The sequence below is a fragment of the Lacrimispora sanguinis genome, assembly GCF_044987295.1.
Lineage (GTDB): Bacteria > Bacillota > Clostridia > Lachnospirales > Lachnospiraceae > Lacrimispora > Lacrimispora celerecrescens_B.
In genome coordinates this window covers 1386273-1400676 of the sequence record NZ_CP173277.1, presented here as the reverse complement: position 1 = coordinate 1400676, position 14404 = coordinate 1386273, and the positions used below count along the sequence as shown (strand labels likewise).

The window sequence follows — 14404 nt, the reverse complement described above, 5'->3', positions numbered from 1 at the left end:
AATGGCTAATACAAACGCATTAGGAATGATTGAAACAAAAGGATTGGTAGCAGCAGTAGAGGCAGCAGATGCAATGGTTAAAGCGGCAAATGTAACGTTAATCGGAAAAGAGCAAGTAGGTGGCGGACTGGTAACAGTTATGGTTCGTGGGGATGTAGGAGCTGTTAAGGCTGCAACAGATGCCGGAGCTGCAGCGGCGGAAGCAGTTGGTGAATTAATATCTGTTCATGTAATTCCTCGTCCGCATGCGGAAGTAGATGTAATCCTGCCAAAATACGATTCACAGGCTTCAAACTCATGATGAACGCTTAAAGGTGCAAGATTTAAAGTGAGGCTGAGGCATCATAAAAGTGTATGCCCAGCCTTTCCTTTATTGAGGGGAAGTGAGTACTAATGGCCATTTTAACGGAAAGTAAAATAAAAAGACTGCTACGTACGACGAACTTAAAAGAAACAAAAATCTTAGCTTTAGAACCTGGGACTGTAATTACACCTTCCGCAAAAGAATATTTAAAGGGTATTACGATAGAATATATGAAAATACCAGAAGTATCTGAGACTAAGAATCTAGAAGCAACCTTCCCAGTGACCCAGTGGAAAAGTCAATTAACTTATCAATTGAGAATTAAAATTAATATTGCTATAAGCCATATCGTTACTTTACAAAAGAAGAGTCACGATATGGGGAATACGGAGCTGGTAGTGGCTTTAAATACGATCCTAATTGTAGTCAAAACAATAACAATGGAGACTTTAGCTTCGTACAGGTTAGAGCTAATACAGGAAATTGAAAAGTTATTGAAAGATAAAAAGCCATACGTTGACAGCATCTATCCAGAAGATTCCTATGTTCCAACCTATAAAGATGAAGAGTGTGTCATAGCTTTATTTGAGATACATGCATATTTACAAGATTTAGAGCATTTTATTGCGAAAGAAATGAAGGAAGGCCTGAAATATGAGGATTATATAAAAGGTATTTCGATGGCAGCTACTTTGAAGGATTATTGTTGGGTTTTGATGGTGCAGATGATAGAAAGTTCAGTAAAACAGGGGTGATAATATGACTGATTATAGTATTGACACAATTGTAGACACAGTTGTCTCTCGTATACAAAAAGTAATGGATCAATCTTTTGAAATTGAAGCAAGTGGACGCCATATCCATCTAAATCGGGAGGCAATCGATACCCTCTTTCATGAGGGGTATCAATTACACCCAACGAAATATTTATCACAGCCAGGCGAATTTGCATCAGAAGAACGGGTGTGTATTGAAGGACCGAAAGGCACGATTCAGGATGTGATAGTTCTTGGACCAGAGCGAAAAAACTGTCAAGTGGAGGTTTCATTAACAGATGCACGTTCTCTGGGTGTAAATGCGCCAGTTCAATTAAGTGGAAATATTGAAAACACTCCGGGGATTATTGTGAGGAATGGCTCTAAGTCTATTGTTTTGGATAGTGGTGTGATTGTTGCAAAACGCCATATTCATGTAAAGGATACTGACGCTGAAAAGTTAGGTGTTAAAGATCATGAGAGTGTATCTGTTCGGGTTTTTAGCAAAAGACCACTTATATTTGAGGATGTTATGGTAAGAATAAGTCCTAAGTTTGAGACTTATATGCACATTGATTACGATGAAGCAAATGCTTGCGGTCATAGTAAAGGTGTACGTGGGTGTATTGTTAAGAGGTGATATGGATGGACAATATTGAAACAGTAGTGCAAAAAATCACTGATATTATCATACAACGTTTGCAGAAGGAAGAACATAGAAAGACCGTTGTTTTTTTGGGAAAAGAATATTCAAGTATTCGGACTTACTATGAAAATAGAGGCTATGAAATAGCGCCGGTAAAAGATAAATCTGATACGGATATCATAATCGTTACTGAGCTGACTATTTTAAATATGAATCGCATTGCACAGGGACTTCCTCAAACAGAAGATGAAGTAATTATTTTTCAACATTTATTAAATGGGAAGAAAGTTTTTTTCTTAGAAGAGGGAATGGAACTACATGCAAGTCAGCATGTAGCCCCGCGGGCATTGCTGCAAGTCCTTGAGAATTATAAAAACCAATTGGTGAGATATGGTGCTTCTATACTTCCGCTAAAGCATTTTGAAAAAATTAATGGCGCGATCAATCAGGAAGTAAACGATAAAGTTGATAAAAGTGATAGGAAAGAGCTTATTACTGTAGCAAAAGTACGGAAACTGAACTTACATGCAGGAGACATCTTTGAAACGGATAAGAACGTCATTGTTACAGCATTGGCCAGGGATTATTTGCGTGATCTAGGTGTTGAGATCGTATAGAAAGGAGCATGCTATGTTCATTGGAAAAGTTGTAGGCAGCTTATGGGCTACTCGCAAGGATGAAAAGTTAAATGGTTTAAAGTTCCTGCTTATTGAAAAACAACGAAACGAACATGAGGCTGATCCTGCTCTGGTTGTTGCAGTTGACCATGTAGGTGCGGGTATTGGAGAATCTGTACTGATTACGACTGGCAGCTCTGGTCGTCTATCTTTTGAAGGTAAAAGTATTCCTGTTGATATGGTTATTGTCGGTATTATTGACACGGTGGACTATCCAAAGGAATAATAAAAACTGAATGGAGTGAAATAAATGAGTATAAATGAAATCATAATTTGGCTTATGGTAATTATAATGGTCATTGGTGCAATCGACCGTTCACTGGGTAATAAAACTGGTTTAGGTAAACAATTTGAAGAAGGTATCCTGGCAATGGGTTCCTTAGCACTATCTATGGCTGGTATCATTGTTTTAGCACCGAAGTTATCAGATTGGCTGAGTCCTATCATTGTTCCTGTATACAAATTGTTAGGTGCAGATCCGGCAATGTTTGCAGGAACTCTGTTAGCAAATGATATGGGTGGTTTTTTCTTAGCACAGCAAATGACTTCTGACCCATCAATTGTACTTTTCTCAGGTGGTATTTTAGGTGCCATGATGGGATCAACACTTGTATTTACAATCCCAGTTGGATTGGGGATTATAAATAATGAAGATACAAAGTATCTGGCACAAGGAGTATTATGTGGGATCGTGACAATTCCAATTGGAGCATTAGTTTCAGGAATCATGATGGGTATGCCAATCATTAAAGTCTTTATGAATTTAATTCCTATCATAGTTGTAGCGGTTTTAATTTCAATTGGACTATTTAAAATTCCTGAAGGAATGATTAAAGGGTTCAATGTTTTTGGGAAAATCATAGTGGCTGTTGGAGCCATTGGGTTGGCAATTGGCGGGTTAGACTTGCTATTAGGTATCAAAGTATTTGGAAATCAAGATACACTTGAAGTTGGATTCCAAACAGTTGGTGGTATTGCCATTACTTTAGCTGGTGCTTATGGATTGGTGTTCCTGATTACAAAGATATTCAAGAAACCATTGATGAAACTAGGTCATTTGTTAGGAATGAATGATATTGCAGCAGCAGGTCTCATTGCATCTCTTGCCAACAATATTGCCATGTTCCAAACAGTAAAAGATATGGATAAACGTGGAAAGGTGATTAATATCGCTTTTGCAGTTTCAGCATCGTTTACATTTGGTGATCATTTAGGATTTACCGCTGGTGTTGCCCCGGAGTTGATTACTCCAATGATTATTGGCAAGCTAGTCGGTGGTATTTCTGCCATTTTTGTTGCCATATTTTTATCGAAACGTGTATTTAGGATTGAATAAAGTAAATACGATAGAGATTTAAGTACGGATGGAGGTTTAGACGTTGAATATAAACAGAGCAGAAATTGAAAAGTTAGTTCGTGGTATCATAATGGAAGAATATAGCAATAAATTATATGTTTCTTCAAAGAGACATGTTGACTCTAGTGGTGTAATGTCCATTTCGCTGCCATTGTTTTCTGTAAGTGAAGAAGATCGATTGGACACTGGCAACCCGAATCATAAAGTGTATACGAAAGATTTAGTATCACTTACTGAAAGTCCCAGACTAGGTTGTGGACTAATGGTAATGGAAGATACTACCTTCGATTGGACTTTAGGGTATGATGAAATTGATTATATTATTGAAGGAACGCTAACTATTATCATAGATGGCCGTCGCATAACTGCAGGCGCAGGAGAATTGATTTTGATTCCAAGTGGTTCAAGTATTCAGTTTTCAGTTGAAGGAAAGGCAAGATTTATCTATGTAACTTATCCGGCTGATTGGCAGAATAAATAATTGCTTTATAAATACTGACCAATCTTTTTATGAAAAGAGTAGGGGTTATTCGCTCACTCTTTTTATTTACATATACAAAAGGAACTCTATTTAGAGTCCCTTGATTCACGGATTGCATTCTTCACTGCCGCTTTTATAACAAAATACAAAATTAAAAAAAATAATATTGGGCCGACAATTATAAGCAAAAGATTGATAATAGTTATAAAACCATCAAATAGTAAATTAGTATCCAAAGCCTTCACCTCCTTAAACCTCTTCATACATCATCAAGTATACCATATTTATAGTAAATGATGAATACCCAGTGTTCGACCAGGGGATAGAAGAAATCAAGGCAGATTATAACCACAAAGCAAACAAACGCTTTGTGATTTTTTATATCCTTATCCAAATAATATGCTATAATGAATCAAATTGAAGTTTACGAGGCAGATGATATGAACATAAAGGAACGAGCAAAACAATTAAAAACAGATATTCCCGCTGTGTTTTTGTGCATGAAAAGTAAGGATACACCACTGGTCGCCAAAATTCTGGCTGGAATAGCAGTCACCTACGCTTTTTCGCCGATTGATTTGATTCCCGATTTCATTCCGGTTCTGGGATATTTGGACGACATTATTTTATTGCCAGCGCTCATTGCGCTGACCATCAAATTCATTCCGAAAGATGTTTTTGACCGTTATCGAAAAGAGGCTGAAGGATTGTGGAAAAATGAAAAGCCGAAAAAATGGTATTACGCAATTCCTATTGCGTCGATATGGCTGTTGATTATCTGGTTAATTGTAAAAACAATGTTCTTTTGAAAAAGTGAAAGGCACTATGTTATAATTAATATTAATAAGGAGGAGACCGGAGAATAAAATGAAGAACAGAACCTATTTTGCAATCGATTTAAAGTCCTTTTATGCTTCGGTCGAATGTATGGAACGAGGGCTTGATCCGTTGACCACTAACCTTGTTGTTGCTGATGCAAGCCGCACCGAAAAAACCATCTGCCTCGCCGTTTCTCCCTCTCTCAAAGCATACGGCATATCCGGTAGAGCGAGGCTGTTTGAGGTCGTGCAGAAGGTCAAGGAAGTAAATGCGGCACGGCTAAGCAAGGCGCCAGGACGATCCTTTTCCGGAGCTTCTTTTAGCGATACGGAATTGAAATCTTCACCGAGTATCTCGCTGGACTATGTTATAGCTCCGCCGAGAATGGCGCTTTATATCGAGTACAGCACACGGATTTATAATATCTACTTAAAATACATCGCACCCGAAGATATTCATGTCTACTCCATCGACGAGGTATTCATCGATGCCACCGATTATCTGAACACCTACAATCTTTCGGCCCGTGATCTTGCTACTAAAATGATTCTGGATGTTCTTAAAACCACCGGTATCACAGCATCAGCGGGAATTGGCACAAACTTGTACCTTTGCAAGATCGCCATGGATATTCAGGCAAAGCGTATTCCGGTGGATCAAAACGGCGTGCAGATCGCTGAGCTGGATGAAATGAGCTACCGACGCTTGTTGTGGTCACATCGGCCGCTGACAGACTTTTGGCGCATTGGCAGAGGATATACGAAGAAGCTGGAGGAACATGGCCTCCTTACCATGGGAGATATTGCAAGATGCTCACTAGGTAAGCTGACCGATTATTATAAAGAAGATTTACTGTACAAATTGTTCGGCATCAATGCGGAACTATTAATTGACCACGCATGGGGGTGGGAACCATGCACGATCGCTGATATTAAAGCGTATAAGCCAAGCACAAACAGCATTGGATCAGGACAGGTACTGCATTGTGCCTATACCTTTGATAAGGCGAAGCTGATCGTGAGGGAAATGACTGATCTGCTGGTGCTTGATCTGGTGGATAAAAGGCTTGTGACCGATCAGCTTGTACTGACAGTGGGATATGATATTGAAAATCTGTCGGACCAGAATATAAAGAAATCATATCAAGGGGAAATTACCATTGACCACTATGGCCGCGCCGTTCCAAAATCTGCTCATGGCACGACAAATCTCGACAGACAGACATCTTCTACAAAGTTAATCCTGGATGCCGTCACAAAGTTGTTTGACCGTATTGTTGATAAAAAACTTCTGGTCAGGAGACTCAACATCACGGCAAATCATGTTGTTGATGAGGCAACCGTTCAAAAGATGGATCGCTTTGAACAGCTTGATCTCTTTACAGACTATGCGGCTGAGCAGGCGAAAGAAGAGGCTGAAGAAGCCGAACTTGCACGAGAGAAAAGTATGCAGAAAGCAATGTTAGAGATAAAAAAGAAATATGGCAAGAACGCTATCTTAAAGGGGATGAATCTGGAGGAAGGCGCCACCACGGTTGATCGGAATAAGCAGATTGGAGGGCACAAGGCATGACAAAAACATATGATGACATCATCCATCTGCCTCACCATGTCTCTGCGACACACCCTCATATGGCAGCCATTGACCGGGCAGCTCAGTTTTCCCCTTTCGCCGCATTGACCGGCTATGATGCCGCCATTAAAGAAACTGCAAGGCTGACGGATAAGAGAGTGGAATTGGACGAATCCATGAAGGATGCTTTGAGCAATAATCTGCAAATGATTGCAGACCGGCTTAAAGAGCACCCCGAGATCGCGATCACCTACTTTCAGCCGGATGCGAAGAAGAATGGCGGCGCATATGTAACTGTTATCAATACGGTTAAAAAGATCGATGTATATGAACGGATTGTCGTTATGACCGATGGCAAAGTGATCCCTGTTGATGAAATAATTAGCATAGATATTCATTCGTGTGATGAATGAATAACGGATAAATAGAGCTAAGACTATTAACAAAATCAAGAAAGAGAAACTCATGAAACAGATTGCAATCCTATCCGATACTCACGGTCTGCTGCGAGAACATGTTATAACTGAACTTGCTGAAGCTGATTGTTCCATTCATGCTGGTGATATTGACACACCGTCCATTGTGGAGTCTATACGACAGTTCGGAGAGACCTATATGGTGCGCGGTAACAATGATAAAGAATGGGCAGAAGCCCTGCCTAAGAGCATTGCCGTCACAATTGAAGGTGTAAGATTCTTTATCGTTCATGACAAGAAAGATATCCCAAAATTCTTAACAAATGTGGACGTAGTGGTCTATGGTCACTCCCACAAATATTCTGCAGAAATTGTGAAGGGAGTCCTGTTTCTCAATCCCGGCAGCTGCGGGAAACGGCGTTTTGATTTGGAAATCACAATGTGCCGCATGACTGTGGAGGCAGGGAGCTACCGGTATGAAAAAGTGATGATTCCTTATAAGTAAGAATACGCCTGGCCTGCGATGAAATATTCTTTTACAGTGAAAATGGAGAATATAAGTTGAAGGTGAAAAAAGTAACGAAGTATATGAATGGATAAGAGTTTAGTGCTTCCCTTTTCAAAGTTCAGGCATGGCATAAAGTATTACCAGCGCCAATCCACTTTTAGTAAACGACACCGTTCGAGTTTTTCTCGAATCGGTGTTTTTTGTTTGTCCTTCGGACCAGTCTTTGTGCGGCTTAGTCCCAGATTGGTTTGACATATGTGGCTCAGTTGAATAAACACTGAAAACATGTCTTGATGGATTTGGAACAACCTGTACATACAACTTTAACGGAAAATGGAAAAAAAGACAAAATATGTATTGACAAAATATGAACAAAAATATATAGTTATTTTATAGTTATAAAATATTACTAAAAACATAATCATATATAAGAATAAATTAAGCAAAATAACATGAATGTCAATTATATATATAATAAAAACCGAAAAAGTAAATAAAAATGCAAAGTTGCCAACGATGCAACTTGTATATACAAAACAATACCACAGGAGGGTAAAATTATGAAACGAAGAATTCTAAGTCTCATTCTCGGAACGGCCCTTTCCGCTGCCATGCTGACAGGTTGCGGCGGTTCCCAGACCACGGCAACCACGGCCGCACCGGCGTCTGAAGCCAAAGCAGATGTCACCACAACGGCCAAAGAGGCGGCAACCGAGGCAGCGAAAGCCACAGGTAGCGGCGGAAAGGTCGGCGTAGCAATGCCCACCCAGTCATCAGAGCGTTGGATCAACGACGGAGCCAACATGAAGAAGCAGCTGGAAGCCCTGGGCTACCAAGTGGATCTTCAGTATGCAGAGGACGACGTGCAGATGCAGGTTTCACAGATCGAAAACATGATTGCATCCGGTGTTAACTGTCTGGTTATTGCCTCCATTGATTCCTCTGCATTGGTAAATGTGGAAGTGCAGGCAAAGAACGCAGGTATTCCTATCATTGCCTATGACCGTCTCTTAATGGATACGGACGCTGTTTCCTATTATGCGACCTTTGATAATAAGGGAGTAGGTACGGCAATCGGACAGTACATAAAAGACAAAAAGGAACTGGATAAAGCAAAGGCAGAGGGGAAATCTTACACCATTGAATTTTTCATGGGCTCTCCGGATGACAACAACGCATTGTTCTTATATAACGGTTTGATGGAAGTTTTAAAGCCTTATCTGGATGATGGAACCCTGGTATGTGAGTCAGGACGTACTTCCTTTGAGGATACCTGTATTTTAAGATGGTCACAGGAAACAGCGCAGCAGAACTGCGAGAACTATCTGACCGGCTTTTACGCAGACAAGAAGCTGGACATCTGTGCTTCCGCCTTTGACGGCTTTGCCTATGGCTGCAAAGCGGCTCTTGAAGGCGCAGGCTACAAAGTTGGCGAAGACTGGCCTCTTATTACGGGACAGGATGCGGAGCTGATGGCAACGAAAAATATTATCTCAGGCTTCCAGACCATGTCCATTTACAAGGATACCCGTCTGCTGGCTGAAAAGTGCGTGACCATGGTTCAGGCTGTTCTCCAGGGAGCTAAGCCGGAAATCAACGATACCACCCAGTACAATAACGGCAAGATCGTAGTTCCGTCCTATCTATGCACTCCAGTTGCAGTTGATAAGGACAATTACAAGAAAGTCATTGTTGACGGCGGTTATTATACGGAAGCACAGCTTGCACAGTAACAGAAGAAATAACGGAATGGAAATATTGACAGGCGGCGGCGGAAAAGCCGCCGCCTGCTTTCATGTAACATAAGAAAGTAAAGGAGTTGATGAGATGTCTGAACATATCTTGGAGATGAACCATATCACCAAAGAGTTCTACGGGGTGAAGGCTTTGGATGACGTGAATATCAAGGTGAAGCGGGGCGAGATTCATGCACTCTGCGGAGAAAACGGAGCGGGAAAATCCACTTTGATGAACGTGCTATCTGGCGTTTATCCCTATGGGACCTACAGCGGTGATATTGTATACAATGGAAATGTAAATCAGTTTCACAGCATTAAGCAAAGCGAGGCAAAGGGAATCGTAATCATCCACCAGGAGCTGGCCTTAAGCCCTTACTTGTCCGTGGCGGAAAACGTATTTCTGGGAAATGAACAGACAACGGTTAAAGGAGTGGTGGATTGGACAAAAACCAATAAACGGGCTCAGGAAATGCTTGAGAAAGTAGGTCTTGAAAACGAAAATTTAAACGTACCTGTCAGCAGCCTGGGCGTAGGCAAGCAGCAGCTCATTGAAATTGCCCGTGCTATGGCAAAGCAGGTGGAGCTTTTGATTTTGGATGAGCCCACCGCAGCCCTCAATGACGAGGAAAGCAGGCGGCTTTTAGATATTATGCTGGATTTAAAAAAGCATGGCATTACCTGCATCATAATTTCCCATAAGCTCAATGAAGTCAGCTATGTGGCGGATTCCATTACCGTCATCCGGGATGGGAAGACCATAGAAACCCTGGTAAAGGGAAAGGATGAGATCAGCGAGGACCGAATCATCAAGGGTATGGTGGGGCGGGAGCTGACGAACCGTTTTCCGGAAAGAAATTGTGAGATCGGAAGTAATATTTTTGAGGTTGAGAACTGGAATGTTTATCATCCCGATGATCCGAACCGGAAGATGATAAGAGATGTATCCTTTCATGTGAGATCAGGGGAAGTGGTAGGCTTTGCGGGACTGATGGGAGCGGGAAGAACAGAGCTGGCCATGAGTCTTTTCGGAAGATCCTACGGGCAGAAGATTACCGGAACCATTAAGATAAACGGAAAGCAGGTCCTAATCCGGAACGTAAGGGATGCCATCAACAACAAATTGGCCTACGTCTCCGAGGACCGGAAAAGTTATGGCCTTATCTTAATTGACAGCGTGCGCGGAAATATGACCCTGGCAGCGCTTCGCAACTTCTTTTCCAAAAGAGGCATCGTAAACGGCAATGCCGAAAACCTTTCAGCGGAGGATTTTAGAAAGAAAATCAACGTAAAAGCCAATTCCATTAACCAGACGGTCAGTTCCCTTTCCGGTGGAAACCAGCAGAAGGTGGTGCTGGCAAAATGGATGATGACCCAGCCGGATGTGCTGATTCTGGATGAACCGACCCGGGGCATCGATATCGGAGCAAAGTACGAGATATACTGCGTAATCAACGATCTGGCAAAAGCGGGTAAGGCAATTATTGTGATCTCTTCTGAGCTTCAGGAAATCATTGGCATCTGTGACCGCATCTACGTTATTAATGAGGGGCACATATCCGGTGAATTATCCAGTGAGGAAGTTTCCCAGGAAAAGATTATGAAATGTATTATGGCAGATAACGGAAAGGATGAATAGAGATGGACAAGAAAAAGACGGTTAATATTAATATGAAAGAATACGGCATGGTACTGGCCCTGATTGCGGTATTTCTCATTTTTGCGGCAATGACAGGCGGAAAGAACATGTCTCCGGCAAACATTAATAACCTGATTATGCAGAACAGTTATATTGTCATCCTTGCGGTCGGTATGCTGCTGTGCGTGTTGACCGGAAATATTGACCTAGGCGTAGGCTCGATCGTTGCGGTCTGCGGTGCTGCTGTGGGCATTATGATCGTGGACTATAAGGCCAGTATGTGGGTGGCGATTCTGGCAGCTCTGGCAATCGGAACATTATCTGGCATGTTTGTTGGATTTTTTGTCTCAAAGCTTTCTATTCCCCCCTTTATTGTGACACTGGCAACCATGTTAATGGGCAGGGGTCTTACCTATACCCTTTTAAAGGCTCAGACAAAAGGTCCCCTTCCCACAGACTATACGTACATAGGTGCAGGCTTTCTGCCTACCGTTAAAATCCCGTTTGGCAAAGGGACTTTGGATATTGTATCCATTGGAGTTGCTCTTGCTGCCTTTGCCCTTATTATATTCTCCGAAATAAGGAGCATACGGACAAAGAAGAAATATGGATTTCCGGTCAACCCCCTGTGGCAGTCCGTTTTAAAGGTGGGCGTGATTCTTGTGATTGTCTGGTTTTTCTTCTATAAACTGTCCCGTTATAACGGCATTCCGTTCGTTCTGGTTATCATGGGCGCGTTGGTTGCCCTTTATCATTTCATTACCAGCAAGACTGTGGCCGGGCGGCAGATCTATGCTTTGGGCGGCAATGCGAAAGCGGCAAAGCTTTCCGGGATCAATACGGGAAAGGTATTTTTCTGGGTATATACCAATATGGGCATCCTGTGCGCCATTGCCGGAATCGTTCTTTCCGCCAGAAACGCTTCCGCAACTCCAAAAGCGGGAGATCAGTTTGAGATGGATGCCATCGCTTCCTGTTATATCGGAGGAGCCGCGACCACAGGCGGAGTGGGCACGATTATCGGAGCCGTTGTCGGTGCATTTATCATGGGTATTTTAAACAATGGCATGTCCCTTTACGGCTGGTCCACCGATATTCAGAAAATCGTAAAAGGTGCTGTACTTTTGGGGGCAGTTACGATAGACTTATTATCAAAGAGAAAAAAATAGCTGAAAGATAGGGATGAAGTATGCAGGCACGGGAAGCAAAATATATGACGGTTGTCCAATGGGTACAGGAACAGATTGAAAACGGCAGCATCGGGATGGGCGATAAGCTTCCCTCTGAAAACGAGATGAGCCTTCAGTTTCATTTAAGCAGGCAGACGATACGCCATGCGATCGACGTGCTGGAGCAGCGAAAGCTTGTGACGCGGATACAGGGAAGCGGAACTTATGCAGGTGTCTGTGCCCGTGGAGGAAGTCAGGAAAAATATTTTAATATAGCGGTTATCAGCACCTATGTGGACAGCTATATTTTTCCGGCCGTGCTTAAGGGGATTGAACGGGTGCTTTCCAAGTCCGGTTATACCATGCAGGTGGCATTTACCGGAAACCGGACGGAGCGGGAACGAGAGGCGTTAGATAAGATTCTGGATAAAGGGCTGATTGACGGTTTGATTGTGGAACCAGCAAAAAGTGCCCTGCCCAATCCGAATCTACATTATTATAAGAAGCTGATGGGGCAGCAGGTTCCGATTTTGTTTTTTAACAGCCGCTATCCGGAGTTAAATCTTCCCTGCGTATCACTGAATGATGCGCAGGTAGGAGAGAAAGCAGCAGAATATCTGATTCAAGCGGGGCACAAGGAAATTGGGGGAATTTTTAAATGCGATGACGGCCAGGGACATTTGAGATATTCTGGTTTTGCACAGAGCATGGAGAAGGCAGATTTAAAGCTGGACGGAAAGAGGATTCTTTGGATTGATTCCGAGAGCTTAAAAGATATGGAGTCATGGGCGGATTATCTCTTCCAGCGGCTGGAGGGCTGCACGGGGGTTGTCTGCTATAATGATGAGGTGGCAAACCTGTTGTCTGGCATCTGCTTTAAAAGGGGAATCCGCATACCGGAAGACTTATCTCTTGTCAGCATTGACAATTCTGATCTGGCGACTTTGGGAGAGGTTCCTATCACCTCCTTTCCCCATCCCATGGAGGCTCTGGGGAGAAAAGTAGCGGAAAATATGATAAAGCTCATAGAGAATCCAAGCTTTGATGGGAATTACCTCTTTGATTCGGAGGCTGTTGAAAGGGAATCTGTGAAATTTATGCGAAAGGAGAATTCCAATGAGTGAGAAGAAGGGTTCATCCAATCCGCCTCAGAGCACCCTCATCCTCCGGCTTGTGGGCGGAGGCTATCTGGTTTATCTTGGGTACCAGTTGATACCGGAGCTTTCCATGTCTTCCGGGGGCCGAAATCTGGTTCAAATGATAGCTATGGTCACATTCTTAGTGGTGGGCGTATTGCTAGTGGGATGGACTGCGATAAAGCTGCTGCGAAAGGAATTTGTGCGCCCGGGGGAGGCTGAAGCGGACCGGAAAAACGAAGACGATAAGGAAAATTTGTTGTAATACCTCTGATGCATAGTATAATATGATTATGGCTAATCTGATCCCAAGGAGGAATGCAACTATGATTATCGAAATTGAGGAGCTTGTCAATAAGAATTATCATAAACTGAAAGAAACGGACCTTATCATCTGGAAATATATTTCAACTCATCGAAAAGCATGCTGTGATTACACCATCTATGAATTGGCTGACGCCTGTAATGTGTCACGTACAACGGTGCTGCGCTTTGCTCAGAAGCTCTCATTAAGCGGCTATGCAGAACTGAAGACCTTATTAAAGCTAGATTATAAGCAGAAGTCTACGATTTACATCAACGATCCAAAAGACTTAATTTCGCTCTATCATCAGATCGTTTCCGAGATGCAAAACAAAGACTTTACCAAAATCAACCAGTTGATTTACGGTGCTAAGCATATTTTCGCCTATGGCACAGGTAATATGCAAAACAACGTTCTTGGAGAAATGCGGCGGTTGTTCCAATGCAGCGGTGATTATATCATCAGCATACAGGGCGGGAGTGAATTATCCTACCTGCTGAAGAATGTTACCCCTCAGGACCTGGTTTTTATCATTTCTTTCAGCGGCGAAACACCGGTTGCATTAGAGTTCGCGCGGAACCTTTGTGCTAGAAATGTTCCTGTGATTTCGATCACCCGCTTAAAGGACAATTTACTGTCCTCAATCTGCAACGAGAACATCTATGTACACACAATGGACTTTCAATTTTATTCCGAGTATCACGGCTATCGGACCGAGTCTGCCGTCGGATACTTTATTGCCATTGAAACCTTGTTTTTACAATATCAGCAGTATAAAGCAAGTATGAGAACAGAACAAGAAAAAGCCCTGCCGGAATCTCCTAACGATCCCAAATCGGATGAGTGATTGCCGTTCAGATAGATATCGATTCATAAAGCAGATCC

At 42.4% G+C, this 14404-nt stretch carries 17 protein-coding genes; all 17 read left to right on the top strand.

Annotation, left to right across the window (positions count from 1 at the left end; genetic code table 11):
* Position 1: 1 nt before the first annotated feature.
* The 17 genes from ACHZES_RS06570 (at position 2) to ACHZES_RS06490 (ending at position 14366) form a co-directional block, all read left to right on the top strand.
* Positions 2-301 carry a BMC domain-containing protein gene (locus ACHZES_RS06570; RefSeq protein WP_038282866.1) on the top strand — a complete coding sequence of 100 codons (300 nt, stop codon included), beginning with the start codon at positions 2-4 and terminating at the stop codon, positions 299-301.
* Between the two features lie 92 nt (positions 302-393).
* Entirely contained in the window at positions 394-1059 is a 666-nt protein-coding gene (locus ACHZES_RS06565; RefSeq protein ID WP_395548714.1) for a hypothetical protein, read from the top strand.
* A gap of 4 nt (positions 1060-1063) precedes the next feature.
* Positions 1064-1699: an ethanolamine utilization phosphate acetyltransferase EutD gene (gene eutD, locus ACHZES_RS06560; RefSeq protein ID WP_395548715.1), complete on the top strand. Its 636-nt coding sequence runs from the start codon at positions 1064-1066 to the stop codon at positions 1697-1699.
* A gap of 5 nt (positions 1700-1704) precedes the next feature.
* Positions 1705-2322 carry a hypothetical protein gene (locus ACHZES_RS06555; protein WP_395548716.1) on the top strand — a complete coding sequence of 206 codons (618 nt, stop codon included), beginning with the start codon at positions 1705-1707 and terminating at the stop codon, positions 2320-2322.
* Between the two features lie 13 nt (positions 2323-2335).
* On the top strand, positions 2336-2608 hold the full coding sequence (locus ACHZES_RS06550; protein ID WP_038282859.1) for a EutN/CcmL family microcompartment protein: 273 nt from the start codon (positions 2336-2338) through the stop codon (positions 2606-2608).
* Between the two features lie 24 nt (positions 2609-2632).
* Complete coding sequence (locus ACHZES_RS06545) at positions 2633-3718, top strand: ethanolamine utilization protein EutH (RefSeq protein ID WP_395548717.1); 1086 nt, start codon at positions 2633-2635, stop codon at positions 3716-3718.
* 43 nt (positions 3719-3761) lie between these two features.
* Positions 3762-4220, top strand: coding sequence for a cupin domain-containing protein (locus ACHZES_RS06540; RefSeq protein ID WP_395548718.1), 459 nt, complete (start codon positions 3762-3764; stop codon positions 4218-4220).
* A gap of 407 nt (positions 4221-4627) precedes the next feature.
* Positions 4628-5029 carry a YkvA family protein gene (locus ACHZES_RS06535; protein ID WP_395548719.1) on the top strand — a complete coding sequence of 134 codons (402 nt, stop codon included), beginning with the start codon at positions 4628-4630 and terminating at the stop codon, positions 5027-5029.
* Positions 5030-5087: 58 nt separating this feature from the next.
* Complete coding sequence (locus ACHZES_RS06530; protein ID WP_395548720.1) at positions 5088-6611, top strand: DNA methylase; 1524 nt, start codon at positions 5088-5090, stop codon at positions 6609-6611.
* A complete protein-coding gene (locus tag ACHZES_RS06525; RefSeq protein ID WP_395548721.1) occupies positions 6608-7024 on the top strand; it encodes a hypothetical protein in 417 nt (138 codons plus the stop codon). The genes ACHZES_RS06530 and ACHZES_RS06525 overlap by 4 nt, the downstream gene beginning before the upstream one ends.
* Before the next feature lie 52 nt (positions 7025-7076).
* Complete coding sequence (locus ACHZES_RS06520) at positions 7077-7532, top strand: metallophosphoesterase family protein (protein WP_395548722.1); 456 nt, start codon at positions 7077-7079, stop codon at positions 7530-7532.
* Between the two features lie 563 nt (positions 7533-8095).
* A complete protein-coding gene (chvE, locus tag ACHZES_RS06515; RefSeq protein ID WP_038284193.1) occupies positions 8096-9268 on the top strand; it encodes a multiple monosaccharide ABC transporter substrate-binding protein in 1173 nt (390 codons plus the stop codon).
* 94 nt (positions 9269-9362) lie between these two features.
* Entirely contained in the window at positions 9363-10910 is a 1548-nt protein-coding gene (gene mmsA / locus ACHZES_RS06510; RefSeq protein ID WP_038284192.1) for a multiple monosaccharide ABC transporter ATP-binding protein, read from the top strand.
* 2 nt (positions 10911-10912) lie between these two features.
* Positions 10913-12079, top strand: a complete 1167-nt coding sequence (mmsB, locus tag ACHZES_RS06505; RefSeq protein ID WP_154525782.1) for a multiple monosaccharide ABC transporter permease — start codon at positions 10913-10915, stop codon at positions 12077-12079.
* 20 nt (positions 12080-12099) lie between these two features.
* A complete protein-coding gene (locus ACHZES_RS06500) occupies positions 12100-13203 on the top strand; it encodes a substrate-binding domain-containing protein (RefSeq protein ID WP_395548723.1) in 1104 nt (367 codons plus the stop codon).
* Positions 13196-13480 carry a hypothetical protein gene (locus ACHZES_RS06495; RefSeq protein WP_395548724.1) on the top strand — a complete coding sequence of 95 codons (285 nt, stop codon included), beginning with the start codon at positions 13196-13198 and terminating at the stop codon, positions 13478-13480. The genes ACHZES_RS06500 and ACHZES_RS06495 overlap by 8 nt, the downstream gene beginning before the upstream one ends.
* 61 nt (positions 13481-13541) lie before the next feature.
* Positions 13542-14366, top strand: coding sequence for a MurR/RpiR family transcriptional regulator (locus tag ACHZES_RS06490; RefSeq protein WP_195841179.1), 825 nt, complete (start codon positions 13542-13544; stop codon positions 14364-14366).
* Positions 14367-14404: the final 38 nt, after the last annotated feature.